We start from the raw sequence: 23,392 nt of genomic DNA, 5'->3' as shown, positions 1-23,392 counted from the left end.
AAGATCAGCGGGGTGGCTCGGCCCGCTGCTGATAGTGGTCGGCGACCACCCGCGCCATCGCGCCGATCTTGTCCACGCCCACTTCCTTGGCCGAGAAGTACACGTGCCCGCGCGCCTGCGGGAACTTCTTGGCGTACGTGAGGTGGCGGGACAGCTCGGCGGGGTCCTGCCAGGCGGCGGGCTGCGCGGGGTCGCCCGCCTTGTAGAGGGCCTCCCCCACGTACAGGCGCACGCCCGTGTCCTTGACGGCATCGGCCCACCAGGGCAGCAGCTTGGCGTAGTCCGCGACGGTGAAGCCGATGTTCCAGTACAGCTGCGGGCAGATGTAGTCGAGCCAGCCCTTCTTGACCCAGCCGCGGGTGTCGGCGTGCAGGTCGTCGTAGGTCTGCACGCCGGCCTGAGTGTCCGAACCGAGCGGATCGGTCGAGGCGTTGCGCCAGACCCCGAACGGGCTGATCCCGAACTGTGCGCGCCCCCGCACCTTCTTCACCCGCGCCGCCATCTCCCGCACCAGACGGTCGATGTTGTCACGCCGCCAGGCGGCCCGGTCCTGGAAGCCACCGCCGTAGCGCGCGAAGGCGTCGTCGTCGTCGAAGACCTGCCCGGCGACCGGATAGGGGTAGAAGTAGTCGTCCCAGTGCACCGCGTCGATGGCGTAGTGGCGCAGGGCGTCGAGCATCGCGTCCTGGACGAAGCGCCGCACCTCGGGCAGGCCGGGGTTGTAGTAGAGCTTCCCGCCGTACGGCACGACCCACTCGGGGTGCAGCCGCGCGGGGTGCGTGGGGACGAGGCGTGAGGGGTCCGTGTGGTTGGCGATACGGAAGGGGTTGAACCAGGCGTGCAGTTCGAGGCCCCTGCTGTGCGCCTCGGCCACGGCGGTGCCCAGCGGGTCCCAGCCGGGGTGCTTGCCCTGCACGCCGGTGAGGCACTGCGCCCACGGCTCGTACGGCGAGGGCCACAACGCGTCGGCGGTGGGTCGCACTTGGAAGATCACCGCGTTCAGCCGACGCCGTACGGCCGTGTCGAGGTGGCCGATCAGTTCGGCGCGCTGCTCGGCCGCCGTGAGTCCGGGCTTCGACGGCCAGTCGCGGTTGGCGACGGTCGCCAGCCACATACCCCGTAGCTCGCGGCGCGAAGGGGCCCTCTCCGGCACGGCGGCCGCGTCCCCCGCGGCTGTGAGCCCCGCCACCATCGCGGCTGCCGCAATCGTGAAACCTCGGCGTGACATACGCCTCATCCGCTCGCCCCTTGGCCTTGATATCCGCCAAAACCGCAGTCTGTCGGGGACAGCATGCCCGACCCGGGACGTCATTCACCGGAGGTTGCGGAGTAACGTTCACCGCCGGGGCAGATACCGCAACCGTACGGGGGACTGCCCGCCCGTTGATCAGCGAAAGGCACGAGGTGACCGACTCTATGCCCGACATCGCACGCGTCGGAGTAGTGGGCTGTGGCCAGATGGGCGCCGGGATCGCGGAGGTCTGCGCCCGCTCCGGACTGGATGTGAAGGTCGCGGAGACCACCGGCGAGGCCCTGGAGATCGGCCGCACCCGGCTCTACAACTCGCTCTCCAAGGCCGCCGAACGCGGCAAGATCTCCGAGGAGGAGCGGGATGAGACGCTCGCCCGCCTCAGCTTCACGACCGACCTCGGGGAGTTCTCCGACCGCGACCTCGTGATCGAGGCGGTCGTGGAGAACGAGGCGGTCAAGACCGAAATCTTCCAGGTGCTCGACCAGGTGGTGACCCGGCAGGACGCGATCCTCGCCTCCAACACCTCGTCCATCCCGTTGGTGAAGCTGGCCGTTGCGACGTCGCGTCCCGACGCGGTGATCGGCATCCACTTCTTCAACCCGGCCCCGGTGCAGCAGCTCGTCGAGCTGATCCCCGCGCTCACGACGTCCGAGGGGACGATCAGCCGCGCGCAGTCCATGGTCGAGAAGGTGCTCGGCAAGCACGCGATCCGCGCCCAGGACCGCTCGGGCTTCGTGGTCAACGCGCTGCTCATCCCGTACCTGCTCTCCGCGATCCGGATGTTCGAGTCGGGCATCGCGAGCCGCGAGGACATCGACAACGGCATGGAGATGGGCTGCGCCCACCCGATGGGTCCGCTCAAGCTCACCGACCTGATCGGCCTCGACACCGTCGCCTCGGTCGCGGACAGCATGTACGCCGAGTACAAGGAGCCGCTGTACGCCGCTCCCCCGCTGCTCCAGCGGATGGTGGACGCGGGCAGGCTCGGCCGCAAGTCCGGCTCGGGCTTCTATCCGTACGGCTGACGCCGCTCACACTGGCATCCGGAACTTCGCACCGCACGCGGGCCCGGCACTCGATCGAGTGCCGGGCCCGCGGCGTTCACACACCGTGTGCGCCATGGGCTCGCATATGCCCTTCGCACACTCTCCCGCCCCGGCCACCAGGCGAGTTGACTTTCCGTGCGTAGCAGGGGGATGGACAGCTACAGAAAGGAACGGACTTGTGACCGCCGACCCTGAACTTCGCGTGGTCCCCGAAGAACTCGCCGAGTTACGCCGCAGCTTGGAGGTGGGCCTTGCCCGCGTCGACGGACAGCTGGCGTTGCTCACCCAACACGACGAACAGAACGTCAAGAACCAGGATGAGTTGGCGGTAAGGATCACCGCACTTGAGCACACTCGCTGGCCGCTGCCCGCCCTACTCGCCCTCACGGCGGTAGGCGCGCTCGCCGTGGCAGTTTGGCAGGCCATCGGTCGTTAGTGCGCGTCCTGGCCAAGGCGCAGGTGGTGCAGGAGGAGGAGCGCCGCCGCCATGTTGGCGGCCGGTACTTCTCCGCGGGCCACCATGTCAGGGACGAGTTTGAGTGGGACCCATTCACGGCGGTCGGACTCGAAGTCGTCCTCGGGATGACCGATGTAGGTGCACTCATCCGACCAGTAGATGTGGTGTCTGGCATCGGTGAGCCCATTGGACGGCTCGACACTCATCAGGTGTCGTAACGGGCCCGGCCGCCAGCCGGTCTCCTCCTCCATTTCCCTCGCCGCCGCGTACGCGAGATCCTCGCCGTCCTCGACGACGCCCGCGGCGAGCTCCCAGCCCCAGCTGTCGGTGATGAAGCGGTGCCGCCAGAGCAGCAGCACCTCGTTGGCCTCGTTGACGACGGTGGCCACGGCGACGGGCCGCAGCCGTATCAGGAAGTGGTCGAGGTGACGGCCATCGGGCAGCTCCACATCTGCCAAATTGACCGTGAACCATCGGTTTCCATACACAGTTTGTTCGCTTTGTTTCGTCCACTGCACGGTTCTGCCACCTTCCGCCGAGTAGATGGCAATATCGCAGCAGGAGGGTGTTCAGAGCAGCGTGTGAACGACGGCTGAGTTCAGCGCTCGCCGTGGGTCGTAGCCTTCATACGCGCGGTGCGCATCACAGGGGTACGCGCAGTGCCCCGTCGATGAGTTCGGCCGCCTCGGCCGTGCCCGCGCAGTCGCTGCGCACCAGATGTTCCCGCACGGCCCGCAGCCGGTCGCGCAGCCGCTGGGACTCCATTCCCCGTGCCTGCTCTGCCATTTCCACCGCCGTGGCCACCGCCTCGTCGGTGTTCCCCTGGCGTAGTTCGATCTGGCTGAGCATGGCGAGCCGATGGACCCGGCCCCGGTCGTGAGCCGGCGTGTCCACCGCCGCCGCCGCGTGTTCACGCGCCCCCGTGAGGTCGCCGAGGCTGAGCAGCGCCTCCGCCACTTGTACGTTGACGAGTCCGGGCTGGACATATCCGGTCTCGTCCGGTTCGCGCCCACGCCGGATGCGATCCGCTGCGACCTCCGCACGCCGGATGCAGGACAGCGCGCTGCTGCCGTCGCCCAGGTGTGCGTACGACTTGGCCTGCATGGCGTAGAGATCGGATGCCAGGGCCGGGGTGAGCTCGCGGCCCGCGGCACGCAGCGCGGCCTCCGCGAAGGCCACCGCCTGGCGGTACTCGCGCATGAACAGCGACTGGTTGACGAGCAGCGCGATCACATAGGCGCCAAGTCCCCTGTCCCCGCTGGCCTTTGCCAGCCGCAGGGCCTGGTGGAAGTAGCGCTGGGCCAGGCCGTGCGCGTCCGAGTCGTAGGCACAGATCCCCGCGATGGCCACCAGACCCCCGGTGGATCTGTGCAGTTGGCGTCCCGTCTCGTCCGTGTAGCTGCCGCGCAGCAGCGGCGCGGCCTCGGCGTTGAGGAAGCCGACGATGCGGGTGCGGGTCGCGATGCCGCCGGTCTTGCGGTACATCTGCTCGTAGTGGGCGCGGGCCGCGCGCATCATGTCGATGTCGGCCGTGCTCACCTGGTGCCTGCCGCCGCGCGAGACGTCCACGTCCTCGGGCGGGTTCTCCCACTCCCAGACAGGCATGACCGCGGGTGTTCCGGTGACCGCGGGTGCGCCCAGAAGGTGCGGGCGCTGCTGTTCGTCCGAGCGCCACAGGGCCGTGGCTCGCTCCACGAACCCGGAAAGCGTCGAGGCCATGGAGCTGTGCCCCACGGCCGGCCGCCCCGGCACGCCTAGGCCGATGTCGTCGAGAGTGACGGTGCGCTGGAGGCGGCCCGCGAGGACCTCGCAGATCAGGTCGGGCACCTGGCCGCGCGGGCGCTGGCCCTTCAACCACCGTGATACGGCGGTGTGTTCGTACCGCAGGGCGAGGCCTCGGCTCCTCCCTGCCTGATTGACGTGGGCAGCCAGGCCCGCGTGGGAGATTCCCGCCTCGTCGAGGATCGCGTCGAGCAGGGTATTGGGCTGCATGGAGGCCCTCCGGTGGCTCGGTGTGGCCAGCGTAGTAGAGGTGGTTTCACACGGGGTGTGAACGGAACGCCCGAATCCGGGGGGTGTGCGCTCTGCCGTCGCCACTCCCGTCACGCTTGACTGAGGTTCCTCACAAGGAGGCCGGCCGGGCCGCCGGCTCCCCCTCGAAAAGTACGGCGGCCCTCACTGGCGCCGCCCGCCCCGCCGTCTGCCCGACACCTACAGGCGGGGTCGGGCGGCGCAAGGCCGGCGGAGGTTGACGGTGCGTCACGTCATGGTGCTCTGCCGACGCACCGTCTCCCTCTTCTGCGCCGGCACCCTTCGACGGTCGTTCCGCAGGATCAGGAGCGCGGCGTCGTCGGTGGCTTTCCGCCCGGCGTGCCGCGCGAGTTGGGCGTACACCGCGCGGATCACGGTCTGGGGCGCGACCGGCGGGACCCGCACCGCTTCGGTGAGCGCCGCCTGGAGCGGGAAGAACTGTCCGGCCGCGTCCCGCGCGTCCTCCATGCCGTCCGTGTGCAGGGCCAGCGCCTCCCCCGGCAGGAGCGGTCCGCAACGGAGCAGGGGCAGTTCGGCGGGGAGCGGGAAGGGTCCGAGCGGCGGCAACGGGTCCTCTCCGGCGACCGGCTCGGCGTGCCCGCTCAGGCGGTAGGGCCAGGGATGACCGCAGTTGAGCGCGGACAGCTCGCCCTCCGGGCCGATCTCCATCAGGAGTACGGTGACGAACTCCTCGCCGGCCGCGCTGTCCGGCGCCGGGCCGCCGCCCGCCGGGTGCTCGGCCCGCGACCGCTCCCGCAGATGCCGTCCGAGGGAGCGCTCCAACTTCCTGAGCACATGGGAGAGTTCGGGTTCTTCGTGGGCCGCCTCGCGGAAGCTGCCGAGCACGGCAGCGGCCGTGCTGATGGCGGTCAGGCCGTGCCCGCGTACATCGCCCATGACCACGCGGACACCGTGATCGGTCGCCATGACCTCGTACAGATCCCCGCCGACGGAGGCACCCCGTGACGCGGAGAGCCGCCCGGCCGCGACCGTGAGGCCCTCGACGCATGGCGGCAGCGGGCGAAGCAGGACGTTCTGCGCGGCGCCCGCCACCTCACGGAGCTGGCGCAGCTCCCGCAGCAGCGTGCCGCGGACATGCCATATCAGACCGGTGCCGACCGCGAAGAAGACCGCGCTGGTGGCGATCCGCGCCCCCATACCGTCCTGCTGGGCGAGCGGGCAGGCGAGTTTGTACGTGATGGCGGCCGCACCCCACACCGTGGGAAGGCCGAGCGCCAGGACACGTCGGACGCGCGGCGGATTCACACGGGACACCCTCGTCCCGGCCTTCACACGGAGCCTGGCCCGGCTCCTCGCCCGGAGCAGCGCCCGGCGGGGATCTCCAGCCCTGATACGGATCATGCCGACGGCCCCCCTAAGGCCCTGTTCAGCGTGCGGACCGCGCGGGCCTTGCAGATCACAGCCCCCGCGGCCGCACTGATTCTGTCGACCGTCTGAGCCGAACGGGTCAGAGAGGGCTCACTTGCCACTCAAACGAGTGAAGGGCGTACCCGGAGACCCGGATACGCCCTTCTTTGCGCCTCTTGTGCGCCTGGCGGCGACTACTGGCGGTGACTACGCTCCGCGCAGCACCGCGCCGGTCCGCTCGGCCGCCAGGGCGACGGCCGCGTCCCGGGCCGCGGAGGCCTCGTCGACGGTCAGCGTGCGGTCGTCCGAGCGGAAGCGCAGCGCGTACGCCAGGGACTTCTTGCCCGCGCCGATCTGCTCGCCCTCGAAGACGTCGAACAGCCGGATGGACTCCAGGAGTTCACCCGCGCCCTCGCGCAGCACCTTCTCCACGTCGGCGGCGGGCACGCCCCCGTCGACGACGAGCGCGACGTCCTGCGTGGCGACCGGGAAGGTGGAGATCTTCGGCCCCTGCGGGACACCGGAGCTCGCGTCCTCCAGACGGTCCAGGTCGAGCTCCATCGCGCAGGTGCGCGCGGGCAGACCGAGCGCCTTGACGACGCGCGGGTGCAACTCGCCCGCGTGCCCGATGACCTGCTCGGCACCGTCGATCACGACGGCGAGCTCGGCGCACCGGCCCGGGTGCCACGGACCGTACTGGCCCTGGCGCACGAGCAGTTCGGTGCCCGACTCGGCGGCCAGGACGCGCGCGGCCTCGACCGCGTCGGCCCACTCGGACGGACGGCCCTTGCCCCACCAGCCGGCCTGCTCCCGGGCGCCCGCGAGGACGACGGCTGCGTGCCTCGGCTGCACGGGGAGCGCCTCGGTCAGGGAGGCGATCTCCTCGTCCGTGGGACGCCGGTCGACGGGCAGCCGCACCGCGACACGGGACTCCTCACGCGGCTGGAAGACCAGACCCGTCTCGAAGAGCGCCAGGTCGTGGCTGCCGCGGCCTTCGTTGCGGCGCAGCGCGCCGAGCAGCCCCGGGAGCAGCGTCGTACGGAGAGCGGGCTCCTCGTCGGAGAGCGGGTTGACCAGCTTCACGACGCGGCGCTTGGGGTCGCCGGGCTCGAGGCCCAGCTGGTCGAAGACCTGCTCGCCGATGAACGGGTAGTTCGGCGCCTCGACGAATCCGCTTCCGGCCAGCGCGCGGCCGACGCGGCGGTGCAGCCGCTGCCGGGCGGTGAGGCCGCGGCCCGCGGGGGGCTTGGGCAGCGTCGAGGGGAGGTTCTCGTACCCCTCGAGGCGGATGACCTCTTCGGCGAGGTCGTTCGGCTCGGCGAGGTCGGGACGCCAGGACGGCACGGTGACCGTCAGGGCATCCTGGCCGTAGACGTCACACCCGACCTCCTGGAGGCGGCGTACGACGGTCTCGCGGCCGTACTTCACGCCGGCGACCTTGTCCGGGTGGTCGGCGGGCATGGCGATCGTGTGCGGCGCGGAGGGCGCGATGACCTCGGTGACCCCGGGCTCGGCGGTGCCGCCCGCGAGCAGGACGAGGAGATCCACCGTGCGCTGCGCGGCGGCGGAGGCGGCCTGCGGGTCGACGCCGCGCTCGAAGCGCTTGGCCGCCTCGGAGGGCAGCTTGTGGCGCCGGGCCGTGCGGGCGATGGAGATCGCGTCGAAGTGCGCGGCCTCGATGACGACGTCGGTGGTCCCGGCCGTTTCTTCGTGGTCGGCGATCTCGGTGTTGGCGCCGCCCATGACGCCCGCGAGGCCGATCGGGCCGCGGTCGTCGGTGATGACCAGGTCCTCGGCGTCGAGGACGCGCTTGATCCCGTCGAGCGTCGTGAACTTCTCGCCCTGCTCGGCACGGCGTACGCCGATCGCGCCCTCGATGCGCGAGCGGTCGTAGGCGTGCAGCGGCTGGCCGAGCTCCAGCATCACGTAGTTCGCGATGTCGACGGCGAGCGAGATCGGGCGCATGCCCGCCTTCTGGAGGCGGCGCTGCAGCCAGATCGGCGACCGGGACTCGGGCCGCAGACCCGTGACCGTGCGCGCGGTGAAGCGGTCGCAGCCCATCGGGTCGGAGATCTTGACCGGGTAGCCGAGGGCGTTCGGCGCGGGCACGTCGAGGAGCGCCGGGTCGCGCAGCGGAAGGCCGTACGCGATGGCGGTCTCGCGGGCGACGCCGCGCATCGACAGGGCGTACCCGCGGTCGGGCGTGACGGCGATGTCCAGGACCTCGTCGACCAGTTCGAGCAGCTTGATGGCGTCGGTGCCGGCCTCGTGCTCGGGCGGAAGGACGATGATGCCGCCGCTTCCGTCGTCGCCCATGCCCAGCTCGTCGCCGGAGCAGATCATGCCGTGCGACGTCTTGCCGTACGTCTTGCGCGCGGCGATCTTGAAGTCGCCGGGCAGGACGGCGCCGGGCAGCACCACGACGACCTTGTCGCCGACGGCGAAGTTACGGGCGCCGCAGACGATCTCCTGCGGCTCGCCGGTGCCGTTGGCCTGGCCGACGTCGACGGTGCAGAAGCGGATGGGCTTCTTGAAGCCCTCCAGCTCCTCGATGGTGAGGACCTTGCCGACGACCAGCGGGCCGGTGAGGCCGGTACCGGTCTGCTCGACGGTCTCGACCTCGAGGCCGACCTCGATCAGCTTGGCCTGTACGTCACGGCCGGTCTCGGTGGCGGGGAGATCGACGTACTCCCGCAGCCAGGAAAGCGGGACCCGCATCAGATCTCCATCCCGAAGGGCCGGGTGAACCGGACGTCACCCTCGACCATGTCTCGCATGTCTTCGACGTTGTGGCGGAACATCAGCATCCGTTCGATGCCGAACCCGAAGGCGAATCCGCTGTACTTCTGGGGGTCGACGCCGCAGGCGGTGAGCACCTTCGGGTTGACCATGCCGCAGCCGCCCAGCTCGATCCAGCCCTCGCTGCCGCAGGTGCGGCAGGGGCGGCCGGGGTTGCCCACGGACTCGCCACGGCAGACGTAGCAGACCATGTCCATCTCGGCGGACGGCTCGGTGAACGGGAAGTAGTTCGGCCGCAGGCGCGTCTTCATGTCGGCGCCGAAGAGCGACTGGACCATGTGGTCCAGGGTGCCCTTGAGGTCGGCCATGGTCAGGCCCTCGTCCACGGCGAGCAGCTCGATCTGGTGGAAGACCGGGGTGTGCGTGGCGTCGAGCTCGTCCGTGCGGTACACACGGCCGGGGCAGACGATGTAGACGGGCGGCTCACGGCGTTCGAGGAGCGCGCGGGCCTGCACGGGCGAGGTGTGCGTACGCAGCACGACACCGGACTCGTCGCCTGCCGCGTCCTTGGCGCCGTCGGGGCCCTGGACGAAGAAGGTGTCCTGCATCTGCCGGGCCGGGTGGTCCGGGGTGAAGTTCAGGGCGTCGAAGTTGAACCACTCCGCCTCGACCTCGGGGCCCTCCGCGATCTCGTAGCCCATGGCGACGAAGACGTCCGCGACACGCTCCATGAACGTGGTCAGCGGGTGCCGGGCACCGGCCGGTACGCGGTCGTACGGCAGCGTGACGTCCACCGCCTCCTCGACAAGCACCCGGGCGTCGCGCTCGGCCTCGAGCTCGCTCTGGCGGGCGGCGAGCGCCTTGCTGACCGCGCCGCGCGCCATGCCGACGCGCTTGCCGGCCTCGGCCTTGGCCTGCGGGGGCAGTGCGCCGATCTCGCGGTTGGCGAGGGCCAGCGGCGAGGTGCCGCCGGTGTGCGCGACCTTGGCCTCCTGGAGCTGTTCGAGGTCGCCGGCGGCGGCGAAGGCGGCGAGCGCCTCGTCCCGCATGCGCTCGATCTCTTCAGGTTTCAGTGCCTCGACCTCAACAGGGTCGTACGACTTGTTCGGTGCCGACATCTCTTCCCGTGCTTCCGGTTGGCTGGTGATGGTCCCCGTCTACGACTCGGAGACGAATCGTCCACATAGGGGGACGCAAACGTGCCAAGGATCGAGTCTAACGGGGGTGGCGCAGGTGAATGAGCCCGCGGGCCGTGCTCAGGCGGATCAGAAGTGATCAGTGGTGACCGGAGAAGGTCACAGGAGATACGCCGGAGTGCCCACGGGCAACGTAAATCGGAACTGGGCGCCGCCGCCGGGCGCGCGGCCGACGGTGATGGTCCCGCCGTGCGCTTCCACGATGCCCTTCACGATGTACAAGCCGAGTCCCGTCCCGCCGCGCTTGCTGCCCCGCCAGAAGCGGGTGAAGACGCGGCCCATCGATTCTTCCGGAATGCCGGTCCCCTCGTCGCTCACGGTCACGGCCGTCTCGGCCCCGCCCCGCTCGCGCGGGGACGATGAGGGTGCCACGTCGATGGTGACGGTTCCTTCGCCGTGCCGCACGGCATTTTCGAGCAGATTGCTGAGCACCTGGTCGATCTTGTCGGGGTCGGCCCAGAGATCGGGCAGGGGCTGCTGTATCCGCACGAGGAAGCGGTCGGCGTCCTGGCCGGAGGCGACGTGGGCCTGGACGTGGCGGCCGACGGCGGCGCCGATGTCGACGGGCTGACGGCGCAGTTCGAGCCGCCCGGAGTCGATGCGGGAGATGTCGAGGAGCTCGGCGATGAGCCGCGTGACGCGGTTGGCGTCGGCGTCCACCGTCTCCAGCATCAGTTTCTTCTGGTCGTCGGTGAACCGCTCCCACTTGGCGAGCAGCGTCGCGGTGAAGCCCTTCACGGAGGTCAGCGGCGAGCGGAGCTCGTGGGCGACGGTGGCGATCAGTTCCGCGTGGCTGCGCTCGGTGCGGCGGCGGGCCTCGGTGTCGCGGAGGGAGACGACGACGCGGCGGACGGGGCCGGTGGGCGCGGTGCGCACATAGCGCGCGGAGACGAGGACCTCACGTCCGCCGGGGAGCAGCAGATTGCGCTCGGGCTGGGCGAAGCGGGTGGCCAGGCCGCCGTACGGATCGGTCAGCTGCCACCAGCGGCGGCCTTCGAGGTCCTCTAAAGGAAGGGCGCGCTCCAGCGGCGCGCCCAGGGCGTCGTCGGCGTGCACCGCGGTGATGCGCACGGCAGCGGCGTTGAAGCAGATGACGTGGCCGGTCTCGTCCGCGACGACGAGGCCGTCGGGAAGGTCGTCCGGGTCGACACCGAGGCCGCCGAGGTCACCGAGGGCGCCATGGTCCGCGCGAGTGGACAGGATGCCCCGTACTCCCGGTGATCTGCTCGTGCCGATGCTCATTCCCCGTACCCCACCTCTCGGACCGGCGCAGGAGGCCTCCGAGCCCGTCACCCTACTAGCTGGGAGTGACGGAACGGCACCCTCCAGCCGCACGCTGTGCACGGGCGGACGCATAGAGGCACACGGCCGCCGCCGTCGCGAGGTTGAGGCTTTCGGCTCTGCCGTGGATCGGAACGCGCACCACGGCGTCGGCGAGTGCGCGGGTCTCCTCCGGGAGCCCCCATGCCTCGTTGCCGAAGACCCAGGCGGAGGGTGTGCCCATGGTGCCCTTGTCGAGCTCGTCGTCCAGGTCGTCGTCGCCCGCTCCGTCGGCGGCGAGAATGCGTACGCCCGCGTCCTTCAGCCCTTGGACGGCCCGCTCGACGGGTACGCCGACGGCGACGGGCAGGTGGAACAGCGAACCGACCGACGCGCGCACGCACTTGGGGTTGTAGAGGTCCACGGAGGCGTCCGTCAGGACGACGGCGTCGGCCCCCGCCGCGTCGGCACACCGCAGTACGGTGCCTGCGTTTCCGGGGTCGCGGACGTGCGCGAGGACGGCGACCAGCTTCGGCCTGGCGGCGAGGATGCTGTCGAAGGGGGTGTCCAGGAACCGGCAGACGCCGACGAGCCCCTGGGGCGTCACGGTCGTCGAGATGTCGGCGATGACGTCCTCGTCCGCCAGGTGCACCCGGGCACCGGCGGCGCGCGCCTCGCCGACGATGTCGGCGTAACGCTCGGCGGCCTCGACGGTGGCGAACAGCTCGACGAGCGTGTCCGGGTGCGCGGCCCCCTCCCGCACGGCCTGCGGCCCTTCGGCGAGAAACAGCTGCTCCTTCCCCCGGAAGTTCCGCTTGGCCAGCCGCCGGGCGGCGCTGACGCGCGGCGACTTGGGAGAGATCAACTCGGGGGCGGCAACCATGAAACTCACCTTGGGGAGAGCCCCGTCAGGGGCGCGGGGCTGTGTCTATGTGCGGCTCCGCCGCGTGGGCGCGCTCAGCCGGCGACGACCGGCGGACGGCAGTGACGGGGGACGTGAGGCCGGACGCACGTGGACCCGCAGGCCAGAGGGCCTGCGGGTCCGCGAGTCACGGCTCAAGTACAGCGCAGCGTCAGGCAGCCTTGGGCGCGTTGACGTCCGACGGCAGAGCCTTCTGCGCGACCTCGACGAGCGCGGCGAACGCGTTCGGGTCGTTGACGGCAAGCTCGGCCAGGATCTTACGGTCCACCTCGATGTTGGCGGCGTTCAGACCCTGGATGAGGCGGTTGTACGTCATGCCGTTCTGGCGGGCAGCGGCGTTGATGCGCTGGATCCACAGCCGACGGAAGTCGCCCTTGCGCTTCTTGCGGTCGTTGTAGTTGTAGACCAGGGAGTGGGTGACCTGCTCCTTGGCCTTGCGGTACAGGCGCGACCTCTGGCCGCGGTAACCCTTGGCCGCCTCGAGGATCGCCCGACGCTTCTTGTGGGCGTTGACTGCCCGCTTGACGCGTGCCACTTGTTAACTCCTTGTAGCGGGGCCGTGGTTGGACTCACACGACCCGGTTTCGAATAGGTCCCGGTCAGAGGTCAGGCGCGGTGTGCGCCCGTACTCACTTGCCGAGAAGCTTCTTGATCTTCTTGGCGTCGCCCGGGGCCATCTCGGCGTTGCCACTGAGGCGACGCGTCAGACGGGACGACTTGTGCTCGAGCAGGTGGCGCTTGCCGGCGCGCTCACGGAGCACCTTGCCGGAGCCGGTGATCTTGAAGCGCTTGCTGGCACCGCTGTGCGTCTTGTTCTTCGGCATAGCGCCGTTCTCTCCTCGTCAGTGGCACTCCCTGCCGTTTCCGGTTCCTGCGAACCGGAGGCAGGGAGCGTCAGATGTATCGGTTGTCACCAGGGCGCGCGTGGGAGGCGCGTCCCGGATCAGGCCTCTGCAGGCTCCTCGGCGGGCGCCTCGGCCTCGGGGGCGGCTTCGGCGGGAGCCTCGTCGGACTCGTCCTCCGCGGCCGAGTTCTGCGAGCGACCCGGGTTGGCCTTGGCGTCCGCCTTGCGGACCGCCTGGGCCTCGCGAGCTTCGGCCATGGCTTCGGTCTTCTTCTTGTGCGGACCGAGGACCATGATCATGTTTCGGCCGTCCTGCTTCGGGTTCGACTCGATGAACCCGAGGTCTTCGACGTCGTTCGCGAGACGCTGCAGCAGTCGGTAGCCGAGTTCCGGCCGGGACTGCTCGCGACCACGGAACATGATCGTGATCTTGACCTTGTCGCCCTGCTTGAGGAACCGGACGACGTGACCCTTCTTGGTGTCATAGTCGTGCGGGTCGATCTTCGGCCGGAGCTTCATCTCCTTGATGACCGTGTGCGCCTGGTTCTTGCGCGCCTCACGGGCCTTCATGGCCGACTCGTACTTGAACTTCCCGTAGTCCATGAGCTTGCACACGGGCGGACGGGCGGTCGCCGCCACCTCGACCAGGTCGAGGTCGTACTCCTGTGCGAGCTCCAGGGCCTTGGCAAGCGGAACAATCCCGACCTGCTCGCCGCTGGGGCCGACAAGTCGCACCTCGGGAACGCGAATCCGGTCGTTGATGCGGGGCTCGGCGCTGATGGATCCTCCTCGGTAGCACCACGCGGCGGTCTGGCGGACAGCCGCGTTACGTCTGTTGTGTCGACCAACCGAGTGAGTGCATAAAAAATGCCCCAACCGATCACAGGAAGGGGCTCCATTACTACCGGAGCACCTCCGCGATGATCGCGGGGCGCATCTCGGGCCTGCCGTAAGTCTCAAGGACTACGGCTGCCTGACCGGTGACCCGCCGCTCAAGGAGCGACTAGGTGGGAAGCGGAGCCTCCACTTGTGGGCCGGGTCTCTGCGTGGCACGCGAGTGTCCGGCCGGTCGTTACACAAGGTTAGCACCTCCACAGAGGTGGGGCTAACCACCGCGCTCGAACGTGTTCACGGACTCCCGCGGGTCGCTCCAGGCGGGGCTCCGCATATCGTGTGGGACATGAGCGACGCGACCCCCACCCCCGAGTCCGGCACCGGCCCGGCCTCCGACTCCCCCGACTTCGACACCCTGACCCGTGACATCGCGGACGTCCCCGCGGTCGAGGTGATCACCACGGTCGCCGTCCACCTGATGAGCGCCGCGGCCGTGAACCTCGGTCTCGCCGAGGGCGGCGAGGGCCACAAGGACCTCGACGAGGCCCGCAAGCTGATCCACTCGCTCGCCGGCCTGATGGACGCGAGCGCCACGGAGATCTCCTCGTTCCACGCGGCGCCGCTGCGCGACGGCCTGAAGTCGCTGCAGCTGGCCTTCCGCGAGGCGTCCGAGGTTCCGGACGAGCCGGGTCAGGGTCCGGGCGAGAAGTACACGGGCCCGGTCTTCGGCTGAGCCGTCAGGTACCTCACGCGCGTCACGGACGTACGTAGAAGGGCTCGCCCGGTGGCGTCGCCCCGGTCGGCAGCAGTGCCAGGTCGAGGCCGCTCACCAGGCGGGCCCTCAGTGTTTCGTCGGCCGCGATGTGCCGGGCGACGCGCTGGGCGGCTTCGGCCTGGTCCGCCGCGGGGTCGAGGACGAGCGCGAGGGTGCCGTCCGCGGTGCCCGCGCCCAGGTAGGCCCGCACGACGGCGGGCTCTGCGGCGACGGACGCGCGCACGGCGGCCGTGACGGCGGGGTCGGCGAGCGGGTCCGGGGTGTGGCGGCCCTCGGAGAGGGCGATCAGGGCGGGCCGGTTGAGCTCGTAGGGGACGGGTCCCGCGAGGTCCAGCACGATCGTGTCGGCCTGCTCGTGGGCCGCGGCCTGGAGCGCCTGATGCAGGGGGACGGCGACAGGCCGGGCCTCCGGGTCCCACAGGGCGAGCGCCCGGGTCGAGGTGAACGCGGGGAGCGCCTTGCGGTCGCCCGCCTTGAGGGTGGGGACCGCCATGTCGCTGGTCTTCTCGCGGCGCAGCCCGTTCTCGTCCTCCTCGACCTCTCCCAGTACGGCGACCACGGGGACCAGCAGCCGGGCGCCGGTGAGCGCCTCAAGGACGGGGCCGTGGGCCGTGGGGTCCTCGGCCCACGCGGTCAGGGCCGCGTGGAGGCGGGGGTCGGCGGAGCCGTCGTCGTCGGAGAAGCCGGGGTCCGGGATGTTCTTGTTCGCCACGGTCACGACCCTATCGACCGAGGTCCCGGTCCTGTCGGGCGGTGCCGGGGCGGGTTGCCCCGCGACCGCGCCAGAGGTAGACCGCCGCTGCCAGGAGGGCGAAGCCGAAGCCGCCCGCGACCGGCCCCACCCAGCCGGCAGGACCGTCGTCGCCCTCGTCCGCGTCCGGGCCAGGCCCGAAGTACTTCTTTCCGTACGTCGCCGATCTCAGCCCGTCCGGCTTCTTCTTGCCGCCCTCGGCGATCGCGGCCGCCGGGTCGATGAAGCCGAAGCCGCGTGAGTCGTCGCGGCCGCCGCTCGGCACGTCGCGGGCGGTGTCCTCCAGGAGCTGCTTGATCTGGGGCGGGGTCAGGCCGGGATGGGCGGCGCGGATCAGGGCGACGGCACCCGAGACGAACGCCGAAGCGGCGCTGGTGCCCCAGCCCTCGTAGTACTCCCGGTCCGGGTCGGCGATGACGATGTCCTTGCCGGGGGCGCTGACCGTCGCGTACCAGCGGCGGGTGGAGAAGGAGGCGCGGTCGCCGCTCTCGTCGACGGCGGTGGCGGCAATGACGCCGGGGTAGGCCGCGGGGTACGAGATGTGGTCGCCGCGCTCGCCGCCGTTGCCCGCCGACGCGACGACGACGGCGCCCTTCTTCAGTGCGTACTGGACGGCGGCGTCCTCCGCGGGCTCCGGGTGGGCGGACTTGGAGTCGTCGCCCAGGGAGAGGTTGATGACGTCGGCGCCGTGGTCGGTGGCCCAGCGGATGCCGTCGGCAAGGGCGTTGCCCCGGGTGTTGCGGGCCTTCGAGCGGTCGGGGTCACCGTCCTCCAGGATCACGCGGATCGGGAGGATCTTCGCCTCGGGCGCGATGCCGAGTACGCCGTCACCGCGGCCCGCGCCGTGTCCGTGGCCCGCGATGATGCCGGCCATGGCGGTGCCGTGCCTGGCCCAGGGGCGGTCGCCCTTCTTCGCCCCGAAGCCGACCATGTCCTTGCCTTCGAGGACGCTGCCTGCCAGGTCGGGGTGGTCGCCGTCTATGCCGGTGTCCAGGACGGCGACGGTGATGCCCTTGCCCTTGGTGGTCTGCCAGGCCTGGCTGGTGTGCATGGCGTCGAGGGCCCACTGCTGGGCGCGTATGCCGTCGTCGGCGTGGGCGGTGGCGGGCAGCAGGGCGAGCGGGAGGGCGAGGGCGGCGGCGACCGCCTGACGGAATCTCATGAGGGCTTCTCCGTGGCCGCGATGGCCTTGCGCAGGCGTCGCTCGACGCGGTCGGCGATGCCCTTCGCCTCGTGGCCGAGGCCCGCCTGGGCGGGAGCGGAGGTGGCGGACGTCTTCATGGCCTCATCGGCGGGCTCGGGCTCGGTGACCGTACGGCCGTCGGCGAAGCCGGAGACGGCGAAGGCGACGACGGGGGCATCCGGGAGCACGGAGACGGTCCAGGAGGCGCGCTGGGCGTCGCCGAAGTCCCCGGCCGGGGTGCCCTTGGCTGCGTACGGCCGTGGCATCAGGTCGGGGCGCCGGTCGAGGCCCTCCTCCGTGAAGCGCGTGCGCAGGGAGCTCATCGCTTCGGCGTCGGCCTTGGTGAACAGCAGGCCGACGGTGGTGACATGGCTGCGGGTCGCGTCCGTGTACGTGGCGCGCAGCAGCCGGAGGCAGCCCGCAGGGGCGAGCGCCTTGCGCAGGAGCGGGTCGAAGGCGCTTCTGCAGTGGGTGTCGGGGGCCACGGCGACGCGGGTCCAGGTCCGGTCGGCCCCGCCGGGGCCCGCGCCCTCTCCCTTGATGGTGGCCGGGAAGAGCTGGTCGACGGGCACGCTGTGCCAGAGCTCGCCCGCCACGGCGTACGCGGTGCGCGTGGGAGCCGTCCCCTCGGAGCCCCCAGTCAGCCAGCTCCCCGTCGCCGCGCCCCCGATGAGTCCGAGACCGAGCACGACACAGGCAGCGGCGGCGCTCACGCGAGGCTGTGCCCAGGTGCGGACGGGCCGCAGCCGCGTGGTGCTGTCGTCGTACAGCGCGGGCCGGGCGAACGAGACGAAGGGACCTCCGGCTCCGGGGCCGGGCGTCAGGTCGACGGCACCGACGGCGCGACGGGCGGCGGCCGTTCGGGGGGAGGCGGCGGTGGTGTGTGGGGGTGTGGCTGTGGATACGGGCTTCGGCGTGAGGCGGTGCGCGTGGGCGGGCGGGGCCGCGGGGGTCCTTGCCTCGCGCACGGGCCGGGGCTCCGAAGCGGGCGGTGGGGGGCTGAGCCCCGCGTCAGGCGCGCTCCAGGGTTCGGCCTTCTCCGCCGGCCCGGCGGCGGCGCGACCGGCGGGATCCGCCACGGGCTCGGACGTCGGCCGTGGCGGTTGCCCGGGTATGCCCGCCGCCGTCGGATCCGGCGGTGGCACCGGAGGCATCGGTGGACGGAGCCGGTACTCCGCGGTGCGCCGCTCTGCCACGTCCGGGGCCTCGACGTGCGGCGGGGCGGAAGGGAGCGGCGGGGACGGGACGGGGTCCGGGGCCGGGTCGGCGGGGCGCGCGGATGTCCGTGTCGTCGCCGACGGCGGCGGCACGTCGGGAAAACGCGCCGAGGCGGGCGGCGGGGGCGGAGAGTCCTGCGCCTCATCGGCGACCCGCTGCGCCTCGTCGGCAGCACCGTCCGCGTCGTCCAGGTTGCCCGGGGTGCCGGTGGCCGGGGCGTCCAGGGCGTCCGGGGTGTCCGGCTCCCCCGCGTCCCCCATGCCGTCCGTGTCGTCCAGTGGTACCGAGGGCCGCGGCATCCGCACCCGGTCGAAGGGCGCGAGCAGGTCCTCCAGAAGTGAGTCCTGGTCGTCGTCGGCCGGCTCCGGGTCCGCGGACGGCGGGCTCACGTCGGGGAAGCGGGCCGAGGGGGCGGGCGGTGGCATCGACGAGGGAGGGCCCGGCGGTGGGGGCGGAGTCGTGGGACGTGGCGGGACTGGGGCCCGTCGCGCTTCCGTGCTCATGCACCCCCCGTTTCCTCGCTCTTGTGCGCGTAACTCTAAGGGCAGGTTCCGGGCGCGCGGGAACCAGTCCGCGGCCCCGGGCGATCTGCCCGGATCATCCCCCTACCCTCGGGTAATCCCGTCTGGCAGGCTTCGGCCATGACCTCCCGTGCAGCAGACCGGGCCCGCTACGACCGGGCCACCGCACACCTCGACGCCCCTGTCGCGATCGTCGATCTGGAGGCGTTCGACGCCAATGCCGACGACCTCGTGCGCCGGGCCGGCGGTAAGCCGATCCGGGTCGCGAGCAAGTCCGTGCGCTGCCGGGCCCTGCTCGAACGCGTTCTGGCCCGCGACGGCTTCGCCGGGATCATGTCCTACACGCTCGCCGAGTCCCTGTGGCTCGCGCGGTCCGGGTTCCAGGACATCCTGCTCGCCTACCCCTCGGCCGACCGCGCGGCCTTCGCCGAGTTGGCGGCCGATCCGAAGCTCGCGTCCTCCGTGACCGTGATGATCGACGACCCCGCGCAGCTGCGGCTCATCGACGAGGCCAGGGACGGCGGGCGCGAAGAGGTGCGGGTCTGCCTGGAGTTGGACACCGCCTACAAGATCCTCGGCGGGCGGGTGCGGATCGGTGCGCTGCGCTCGCCGCTGCACTCCCCCGTCCAGGTCGCCGCGCTGGCCCGCGCCGTGGCCCGGCGGCCCGGCTTCAGTCTCGTGGGGGTGATGGCGTACGAGGGGCATGTGGCGGGGGTCGGTGACGCGGTCGCCGGTCATCCCGCGCGCTCCCGGGCGATCCGGCTGATGCAGGCCGCCGCCCGCAAGGAGCTCGTGGCGCGCAGGGCGGAGACCATCCGCGCGGTGCGGGCGGTCGCGCCGGACCTGGAGTTCGTCAACGGCGGCGGCACCGGCAGTGTGCAGCACACGGCGGCCGAGCGGGCGGTGACCGAGATCGCCGCGGGGTCGGGCCTGTACGTACCGCGCCTCTTCGACAACTACACGTCGTTCAGCGGGCGTCCGGCCGCGCTCTTCGCCCAGCCCGTGGTGCGCCGCCCCGGCGCGGGCACCGTGACCGTGCTCGGCGGCGGCTACCCCGCGTCGGGCGCCGCGGGCGCCGACCGTTCCCCGGTGCCGTACCTCCCGGAGGGGCTGCGCTACGACCCGCAGGAAGGCGCGGGCGAGGTGCAGACCCCGCTGCTCGGCGCACCCGCGGACGACCTGCGACTCGGCGACAAGGTGTGGTTCCGGCACGCCAAGGCCGGTGAGATGTGCGAGCGGTTCGACGCGCTGCACCTCGTCGAGGGCGACCGGGTGACGGCCACCGTCCCGACGTACCGGGGAGAAGGCCACACCTTCCTCTGAGGTCCCGGGAGCGTCAGGTGAGAACCGGGAGCGTCAGGGTGTCGCGCCCACGCTGTTGCCCACGCCGCCGCTCGTCCCGCCGCCGACCGGGCGGATCCCCTTGGTGATCTCGTCCATGTCGGAGAGCGGCGGCGCGCCTTCGTCGGTTCGCGCGTCGATCGCGAAGCGGATGATCACCATCGCCTCGGACCCGACGCTGGAGGGGAAGGCGAGTGACTGGACGTACCCGCCGGGGCCCTTCTCCGTGCGGACGCGCCAGCGCACGAGGTAACCGGAGCGGCCCGCGACCGCCACGGTCCCCTCCTTCACCTTCTCGTGGCTCGCGATGCCGCCGAAGGGCCGCATTCCGACCTTGTCCTCGTCGTACGCCCGGTCCGCCGCGTCCTTGATGTCCCCCAGGGCGAGCGCCTTGGGCGAGCGTTCGTCGGTCGCGGTCGACGTGCGCGAGTAGACCGTGCCGTGGCGGCAGAGGCTGCCCTCGCCCGGGCAGTCGTAGACGTCCGGGGTGCGGACGGTCGGGTCGCCGCCGACCGTGCTGTCGGCCTTCTCCCAGCCGTCGGGGACGGGGATCGTGATGCCGTTGAGCTGGTCGACCAGGGTGGAGGGGTCGGGGTCCGGCGCCGAGGTGGTCGGCGTCGGCGAGGTCGGCGAGGGCGGGTCCACCGGCTCCGACGTGCCCGGCACAGGGCCCTCGACCCGCGGGTCACCGCCGTCGTCCTTGCCCAGGAGCACCACGCCGGTGACGATCGACGCGACCAGGACGACCCCGGCGGTGGTCAGCGCCACCACCTTGGCCCGGCCGCCTGTGGAGGTCCCCGCAAGCGGCTGGGCCTGGGTCGGTGCCTGCGGCGGGCCGAACCCTGGTTGCGCCTGGCCCATGGGGGGCGCCTCGGGGGCACGCCGGTGCTCGGTCCACGCCGACCCGTCCCACCAGCGCTCGACGTGCTGTGCCGGCGGCGCCGACGGGTCGGTGTACCAGCCGGGAGGGGGCGACATGCTCATCCCGGCACTCTAAGACGTGCCGTGAGGATCAGAACACCGAGTCCGCCTCATCGGGCACCGCCGAGCCGTCCTCCCGCAGGAGCGGGCTCTTGCTCCCGTCAGGTGCGTTGTACGCGGCTGTCGAGCACGGGTAGAGGTCGGGCTTCTGCTTCATGGGCTCGATGAACATGGGGTTCACGACCCAACGGCCGTCGGCGTTGTCGTACGCGCGGCACATGAACTCGTTCTTGTTGCGGTTCAGGACGAGGTGGGCGTCCGTGGCGTCGCCGACGAACGTCACGTCCGTGTCGGCGTCACCGCCGCCGAGCGCGATGCGGCGCGACGGGTCCTGCTTGTCCCAGGCCGACTTGCCCTTGACGCCGTAGATCTCCTGGTTGATCCAGCAGCGCTTGCCGTCGATGTAGGGGATGGCCTCGCCCTTGTTCACGGGTACGCCGCCACAGCCCTGGTTCCAGGTGGTGATCCGCCCCTCGCGGTCGAGGACGGAGCGGATGGCGATGGTGTGCTCGCGGTCGACACCGACGCTCTTCGACCAGACCTCCGTCACCGGCTCCGAGCCCGCCGAGACGATGTAGACGTCGAACCCGGCCTTCTTGAGGGTGCGGATGAGGTCACGCTGCTGGTCGTAGTAGCGCGCGTAGCCGGGGATGGTGTGCGTGCCGACGGTCCGGGTGGCGCCGACGGGGGCGGCCAGGGCCTCCTTGCGGGCCTTCGCCGCGTAGGACTCCAGTTCGGGGACGGTGTGCCCGGCGAAGAGCTGGGGCACCCAGGCGTACTGCGGGACGGTGTGCCGGTGGTCCCACTTCCCCGCGAAGGCGGCGGCGCCGCTCATCGTCTTCCCGTCCTCGCGGACCTCGAAGATCTCGTCGGCGCAGTCGGTGTCGGTGGAGGTGGGCAACGGCTTGCCGACCGCCACCTTCGTGCCGCACGCCTTGGTGAGGGCCTTGTCGGCCTCGTCCGTCATCCACTTGCTGGTGGATTTCCAGGTGGCGGGGCGCAGGATCTTGTCGTGGCGGAGGGACCAGGCGATCGTCGCGTCGGTGATGTCGTTCTTGACGACCGTGTTGTCCCAGTCGAAGGCGGCGACGGGGCGCTTGTCGTCGTGGCCACGGTGTGAGCCGCATCGTCCGCGCTCGTCGATCACCTGCTGGAGCCGGTCGCGGTTGTCGCCGAACCAGGTCAGCTTCTTGGACAGCTGCGGGCAACGGGCCTTCGCAGCGGAGTGGTTCGCGGGCGTGGCGGCGGCCGCGGGGAGCGTCGCCGGCACGGCCGCCAGGGTGGCGGCCGTGGCCAGCGTCAGAGCCAAGGCATGTCTGTTGCGCATGCGCATGGACCGTACATCAATCTCCCGGGCCAGGTCAGGAGCCATGCACCCGGTCCTTCTGGTCGGGGATGACGGACCCGTCCGCGCGGCGCACGGGGCCCTCGTCGCCGTTCCGTTCGGTGTAGCCGGTGCTCGCGCACGGGTACGGCTCGGCGAGCTTGCCCTTGGGCTCGATGAACATGGGGTTCACCAGCCAGCGGCCGTCGCCGTTGTCGTACGCACGGCACATCAGCTCGTTCTTGTTGCGGTTCAGGACGAGGCGCAGGGCCGTGGCGTCGCGCAGGAAGGAGATGTCGGTGTCGGAGTCCCCGGCCGCGAACACCTGGCGCCCGGCCGCCGGTCGGACCTTCTCGGCGGCGGCTCCCCGGACCCCGTAGATCTCCTGATTGATCCAGCAGCGTTTGCCGTCGATGTACGTGATCATCGAGTCGTCGCCGTCCTTGACGGCACCGCATCCCTTCACATGGGCCGTCAGTTTCCCTCGCGCGGTGACGTTGCGGATGCCGATGGTGTGCCGGGCGTCGACGCCCGCGCTCTTCGCCCACACCTCGGCGACCGGCTCGGGCGACGCGGAGACCACGTAGACGTCGAATCCGGCCTTCTTGAGCGTACGGATCAGATCGCGCTGCTGGTCGTAGTAGCGGACCCAGCCGGTGACCTTGCCGCTGCCGACGCGCTGTTCGGTGCCGACGGGCGCGGCGAGGTTCTCGCTGCGGGCCGCGGCGGCGAATTTCTTGACCTGCTGGCTGGACCAGCCACGGGTGAGCTGGGCGAGCCAGGCGTACTGGGGTTCCATGCGCCGGTGGTCGAAGCCGGCGAAGGCCGCGTCACCGCCGTTGGTGGTGCCCTCGCCGTAGACCGAGACGATCTCGTCGGCGCAGTCCGTGTCGCGGCGCGTGGGCAGGGTGGCGCCGTCGGCGGGGCAGGCCTTGGCGAGGGCCTTGGCGGCCGGGTCGGTGAGATAGCGGCTCGTGGTGTGCCAGTCGGCGTTCTGCGGCGTACGTATCTTGCTGTTGCGCAGGAGCCAGTACATGGTGGCGTCGCCGACGTCGTTCTTGATGACCGTGTTGTCCCAGTCGAAGACGGCGACGGGCTTGGCGGCGCCCTGGTGGCGCCGGGGGCCGCAGTGGCCGTACGCGTCGATCAACCGCTGCAGGCGCGCCTTGTTCTCGCCGTACCAGCCGTGGGAGACGGTGAGCGAGGGGCAGTCCTTCGGCTGGGACCGCGCCGGCTGGGTGGCTTCCGCGGTGGCCTGGACGGTGACGAGACCGGCTCCGGCGACGGCGATCACTGCTGCTGCCGCGGCGGCGCGGCGCTTGAAGTTCACAAACACACTCCCGTGTTTA

The 23,392-nt window shown here is 71.1% G+C and carries 21 protein-coding genes; 4 read left to right on the top strand and 17 right to left on the bottom strand.

The features are described from left to right. Positions 1 to 4: 4 nt before the first annotated feature. Positions 5 to 1,237: a family 10 glycosylhydrolase gene (locus tag AB0I94_RS29495; RefSeq protein WP_363312728.1), complete on the bottom strand. Its 1,233-nt coding sequence runs from the start codon at positions 1,235 to 1,237 to the stop codon at positions 5 to 7. A gap of 179 nt (positions 1,238 to 1,416) precedes the next feature. Between AB0I94_RS29495 and AB0I94_RS29490 the strand changes: the two genes are divergently transcribed. Both AB0I94_RS29490 and AB0I94_RS29485 read left to right on the top strand, forming a co-directional pair. Continuing rightward, positions 1,417 to 2,277: a 3-hydroxybutyryl-CoA dehydrogenase gene (locus AB0I94_RS29490; RefSeq protein ID WP_363312727.1), complete on the top strand. Its 861-nt coding sequence runs from the start codon at positions 1,417 to 1,419 to the stop codon at positions 2,275 to 2,277. Between the two features lie 199 nt (positions 2,278 to 2,476). Next, positions 2,477 to 2,734 carry a hypothetical protein gene (locus AB0I94_RS29485; RefSeq protein ID WP_363312726.1) on the top strand — a complete coding sequence of 86 codons (258 nt, stop codon included), beginning with the start codon at positions 2,477 to 2,479 and terminating at the stop codon, positions 2,732 to 2,734. Here AB0I94_RS29485 and AB0I94_RS29480 read toward each other — a convergent pair. The 10 genes from AB0I94_RS29480 to infC all read right to left on the bottom strand — a co-directional run bounded on the left by AB0I94_RS29480 (position 2,731) and on the right by infC (position 13,895). Further along, positions 2,731 to 3,273 carry an NUDIX hydrolase gene (locus AB0I94_RS29480; RefSeq protein ID WP_160503895.1) on the bottom strand — a complete coding sequence of 181 codons (543 nt, stop codon included), beginning with the start codon at positions 3,271 to 3,273 and terminating at the stop codon, positions 2,731 to 2,733. The genes AB0I94_RS29485 and AB0I94_RS29480 overlap by 4 nt on opposite strands. A gap of 124 nt (positions 3,274 to 3,397) precedes the next feature. Further along, positions 3,398 to 4,747: a transcriptional regulator gene (locus AB0I94_RS29475; protein WP_363312725.1), complete on the bottom strand. Its 1,350-nt coding sequence runs from the start codon at positions 4,745 to 4,747 to the stop codon at positions 3,398 to 3,400. A gap of 267 nt (positions 4,748 to 5,014) precedes the next feature. Continuing rightward, the gene (locus AB0I94_RS29470) at positions 5,015 to 5,944 is read right to left on the bottom strand and encodes a PP2C family protein-serine/threonine phosphatase (protein WP_363312763.1); all 930 of its coding nucleotides are present in this window, start codon (positions 5,942 to 5,944) and stop codon (positions 5,015 to 5,017) included. Positions 5,945 to 6,361: 417 nt separating this feature from the next. Continuing rightward, a complete protein-coding gene (pheT, locus tag AB0I94_RS29465) occupies positions 6,362 to 8,872 on the bottom strand; it encodes a phenylalanine--tRNA ligase subunit beta (protein WP_363312724.1) in 2,511 nt (836 codons plus the stop codon). Then, positions 8,872 to 10,011, bottom strand: a complete 1,140-nt coding sequence (pheS, locus tag AB0I94_RS29460) for a phenylalanine--tRNA ligase subunit alpha (protein ID WP_363312723.1) — start codon at positions 10,009 to 10,011, stop codon at positions 8,872 to 8,874. Before pheS ends, pheT begins: the two co-directional genes overlap by 1 nt. Positions 10,012 to 10,188: 177 nt before the next feature. Then, positions 10,189 to 11,331, bottom strand: a complete 1,143-nt coding sequence (locus AB0I94_RS29455) for an ATP-binding protein (RefSeq protein WP_363312722.1) — start codon at positions 11,329 to 11,331, stop codon at positions 10,189 to 10,191. A gap of 55 nt (positions 11,332 to 11,386) precedes the next feature. Continuing rightward, complete coding sequence (locus AB0I94_RS29450) at positions 11,387 to 12,232, bottom strand: RNA methyltransferase (RefSeq protein WP_363312721.1); 846 nt, start codon at positions 12,230 to 12,232, stop codon at positions 11,387 to 11,389. Positions 12,233 to 12,422: 190 nt separating this feature from the next. Continuing rightward, positions 12,423 to 12,806 (bottom strand): 50S ribosomal protein L20, encoded by a 384-nt coding sequence (rplT, locus tag AB0I94_RS29445; RefSeq protein ID WP_173311610.1) that lies wholly within the window; start codon positions 12,804 to 12,806, stop codon positions 12,423 to 12,425. A 94-nt stretch (positions 12,807 to 12,900) separates the two neighbouring features. Continuing rightward, entirely contained in the window at positions 12,901 to 13,095 is a 195-nt protein-coding gene (rpmI, locus tag AB0I94_RS29440; protein WP_135330421.1) for a 50S ribosomal protein L35, read from the bottom strand. A 119-nt stretch (positions 13,096 to 13,214) separates the two neighbouring features. Then, on the bottom strand, positions 13,215 to 13,895 hold the full coding sequence (infC, locus tag AB0I94_RS29435; protein ID WP_363312762.1) for a translation initiation factor IF-3: 681 nt from the start codon (positions 13,893 to 13,895) through the stop codon (positions 13,215 to 13,217). A gap of 400 nt (positions 13,896 to 14,295) precedes the next feature. On the opposite strand from infC, the gene AB0I94_RS29430 reads away from it, so the two are divergent. Then, on the top strand, positions 14,296 to 14,682 hold the full coding sequence (locus tag AB0I94_RS29430; RefSeq protein WP_363312720.1) for a DUF1844 domain-containing protein: 387 nt from the start codon (positions 14,296 to 14,298) through the stop codon (positions 14,680 to 14,682). Positions 14,683 to 14,704: 22 nt separating this feature from the next. On the opposite strand, the gene AB0I94_RS29425 is transcribed toward AB0I94_RS29430, so the two are convergent. From AB0I94_RS29425 to AB0I94_RS29415, 3 genes are read right to left on the bottom strand one after another with little or no spacing between them, the layout of a single operon-like run. After that, positions 14,705 to 15,436 carry an SseB family protein gene (locus tag AB0I94_RS29425; RefSeq protein WP_363312719.1) on the bottom strand — a complete coding sequence of 244 codons (732 nt, stop codon included), beginning with the start codon at positions 15,434 to 15,436 and terminating at the stop codon, positions 14,705 to 14,707. 10 nt (positions 15,437 to 15,446) lie between these two features. Continuing rightward, positions 15,447 to 16,637, bottom strand: a complete 1,191-nt coding sequence (mycP, locus tag AB0I94_RS29420) for a type VII secretion-associated serine protease mycosin (RefSeq protein ID WP_363312718.1) — start codon at positions 16,635 to 16,637, stop codon at positions 15,447 to 15,449. Then, a complete protein-coding gene (locus tag AB0I94_RS29415) occupies positions 16,634 to 18,265 on the bottom strand; it encodes a hypothetical protein (RefSeq protein ID WP_363312717.1) in 1,632 nt (543 codons plus the stop codon). Before AB0I94_RS29415 ends, mycP begins: the two co-directional genes overlap by 4 nt. A 252-nt stretch (positions 18,266 to 18,517) precedes the next feature. Here AB0I94_RS29415 and AB0I94_RS29410 point away from each other — a divergent pair, with 252 nt between their 5' ends. Further along, entirely contained in the window at positions 18,518 to 19,720 is a 1,203-nt protein-coding gene (locus AB0I94_RS29410; RefSeq protein ID WP_363312716.1) for an amino acid deaminase/aldolase, read from the top strand. Between the two features lie 33 nt (positions 19,721 to 19,753). On the opposite strand, the gene AB0I94_RS29405 is transcribed toward AB0I94_RS29410, so the two are convergent. The 3 genes from AB0I94_RS29405 to AB0I94_RS29395 are packed head-to-tail and all read right to left on the bottom strand — an operon-like array spanning position 19,754 to position 23,373. Further along, complete coding sequence (locus tag AB0I94_RS29405; RefSeq protein WP_363312715.1) at positions 19,754 to 20,722, bottom strand: DUF2510 domain-containing protein; 969 nt, start codon at positions 20,720 to 20,722, stop codon at positions 19,754 to 19,756. Positions 20,723 to 20,750: 28 nt separating this feature from the next. Next, positions 20,751 to 22,046 (bottom strand): haloacid dehalogenase-like hydrolase, encoded by a 1,296-nt coding sequence (locus AB0I94_RS29400; protein ID WP_363312714.1) that lies wholly within the window; start codon positions 22,044 to 22,046, stop codon positions 20,751 to 20,753. A 34-nt stretch (positions 22,047 to 22,080) separates the two neighbouring features. Then, the gene (locus AB0I94_RS29395) at positions 22,081 to 23,373 is read right to left on the bottom strand and encodes a haloacid dehalogenase-like hydrolase (protein WP_363312713.1); all 1,293 of its coding nucleotides are present in this window, start codon (positions 23,371 to 23,373) and stop codon (positions 22,081 to 22,083) included. Positions 23,374 to 23,392 lie beyond the last annotated feature (19 nt).

The sequence above is a fragment of the Streptomyces sp. NPDC050147 genome (genome assembly GCF_040660195.1).
Lineage (GTDB): Bacteria > Actinomycetota > Actinomycetes > Streptomycetales > Streptomycetaceae > Streptomyces.
This window is presented reverse-complemented; position numbering and strand designations above follow the sequence as displayed.